The sequence below is a fragment of the Nitrososphaera sp. genome (assembly GCF_050748925.1).
Classification (GTDB): Archaea; Thermoproteota; Nitrososphaeria; order Nitrososphaerales; family Nitrososphaeraceae; genus Nitrososphaera.
In genome coordinates this window covers 1-2196 of the sequence record NZ_JBOGQF010000203.1, presented here as the reverse complement: position 1 = coordinate 2196, position 2196 = coordinate 1, and the positions used below count along the sequence as shown (strand labels likewise).

2 protein-coding genes are annotated in these 2196 nt (G+C 57.9%); one reads left to right on the top strand and one right to left on the bottom strand.

Annotated features, from left to right (window positions below; genetic code table 11):
* Window positions 1-110 precede the first annotated feature (110 nt).
* Window positions 111-1373 carry a CFI-box-CTERM domain-containing protein gene (locus ACREAY_RS11460; protein WP_431755902.1) on the top strand — a complete coding sequence of 421 codons (1263 nt, stop codon included), beginning with the start codon at window positions 111-113 and terminating at the stop codon, window positions 1371-1373.
* On the opposite strand, the gene ACREAY_RS11455 is transcribed toward ACREAY_RS11460, so the two are convergent.
* On the bottom strand, window positions 1363-1926 hold the full coding sequence (locus ACREAY_RS11455; protein ID WP_431755901.1) for a DUF309 domain-containing protein: 564 nt from the start codon (window positions 1924-1926) through the stop codon (window positions 1363-1365). The genes ACREAY_RS11460 and ACREAY_RS11455 overlap by 11 nt on opposite strands.
* Window positions 1927-2196: the final 270 nt, after the last annotated feature.

Below are 2196 nucleotides of genomic sequence, written 5' to 3'. Positions count from 1 at the left end.
GCATTGGATTGTAAATCTTACAATATCGGGCTAGAGATATACTGTCTAAGCTACGTTATTCCTATTGACTTTAAATATGCAAAAAGGCCAAACGACTTTAATTGCGACTCGTGGTAGCGGCCGCTGCAGTTCTTGCGCTCTTGCTTTTCGCCCAGCAGGCGGCCGCCCAAACTTTCTCTTTTCAGAATGGGTCGTCATACGTTGACGAAACCAAGATAATGCATGTGCTCGGCGAGGTCCGCAACGATTCCGGCTCTGCAATGGGCGGGGTGATCATGACCGCGTCGTTCTACGACAAGGATGGCGTCCTACTTGCGGAGTACAGGAATGCGCCAAGACTGCGCGTGATAAACCCCGGCGAGTCCGCCCCTTTTGACATGCGCTACATCGACCCACCGTCCGTCAGCCGCGTCGCAAACTATACACTTTCCGCTGAAGGCCAGGCAGCGGACGAAAAGCCGGTGGGGATAAAGATACTGTCCTCGCAGTCGAGGCTCGACGTGCTCGGCGTCTACTTTATCAACGTCGACGCAAGAAACGACGGCCCGCAGGCGGCTACCAACCCTGCCGTCGTGGCGACGCTCTATGACAAGAACGGCAATGTCGTGGCGATAGGCGAGGCGGTAGCCGAGAGTGGAGGCAGGGTGACTGACATGTCCCCGGGGCAGGACGCCGGCTTTTCCATCGTCGTCGCAGAGCGGCTCCAGACGTACAAGGCCGTCAAATATTCACTCGTGGCCGACTCTGACCAGTACCTGTCAGACGTGATGACGTTCAAGGCTGCCGGCCTTGGCGCCAACGCGCAGCCCAGCAACGGCACCAGCGGCTGCCTTATCGCCACGGCCGCGTTTGAGAGCGAACTTGCGCCGCAGGTACAGCAGCTGCGGGTCTTCCGCGACGGCCTCGCGCTCAAGACGATGGCAGGGAGTAGCTTTATGCAGGTCTTTAACGCGTGGTACTATTCTTTCAGCCCCGCGGTGGCAGACTATGAACGCGAGGCGCCCTGGCTCAAAAGCACGGTGCAGGTGGCGCTCTATCCGCTGCTTGGCATCCTTGACCTCAGCACGGCAGTCTATGGCGTGCTTGGCTTTAGCAACGAAGTTGCCATAGTGGGCGCCGGGCTCACCGCAAGCTCGCTCATAGGGCTTGTGTATTTTGCGCCAGTCTCGGCGGCGCTGATAGCCACAAGGAAGGGCCGGCAGGTTGGGCGTGCAAAATACGCCCTCATCGTCGCATGGACAGCCAGCCTTGCGGCCATAGCTGTGGGTGAAATGGCGGCAAGCGCCGAAGCCCTGATGTTTGGTACCGCGCTGCTGGTGCTGTCTGCGATAAGCACGGTCGTGCTGGCAGTTGCGCGCGCAGTCAGATTGTAAACCGCTCTATCCTGCCAGTGTTCAGCATGGTGGCGACGAGTCCGGCCATCCTGTCCATGTCTATGCCATGGTAGGTGCCAGCCGCCTTTTCAAGCTTTTTCTTCGCCCTGCGGAGGATGGACCGGCAGATCTCTTGCTCGTCCTTTTGGCTGTGCACGAGGGCGGCCGCGACAAGTATGATGCCGTTTATCAGGTTGCGCTCCTCTCCCGCCGGCGTGGCCTTCCACACCATCTCAAGCGCCTCGTGGGTGCCCCAGTATTTTTCTTCGTTGAACAGCTCTATTGCATGCCTGATGGCTTGGTCCTTTTCCATGTGCCTGTCGACGATGTGCTCGATGCTCGCAACGGGGGAGATGGCCGCAAGCGCTCCTGCAACGTCGCCAGCGTCCATCGAGTCCGGGATGCTGGTGTCAAACTCTATGTATTTTCCTGACACACGCGAGTCGCGCACCACTACGTGCGACCCGGCAAGCTGTCTCGCCCTTGAAAGGAGGGCCGCCGCGTCTTTCGGGGTGTGGGACCTGTTCTGCAAGTGAAAAAAGTACCTCTGCAACGACGCTTATTGCCGCCGATGCAAGATAAACTTGGCGCAAAATAGCGCTGGCTAAGAATGTTAGCCTAGGCTAACATTTATTATCCGCGCAAACGCTACAATACATATTCTTTGTCAAGCGCCAGAATACTGCTAGCCGTGGTAATTGCGATAGCCCTAGCTGGCACCGCGCTCGCCTTTTCGTCAATAGGGATTCAGGCCGGTGCGCAGGACACTGAAAAAACCGTCGTGGGTCACAGCGCCGGCCTGTACAGCACATCAGGCGACGTC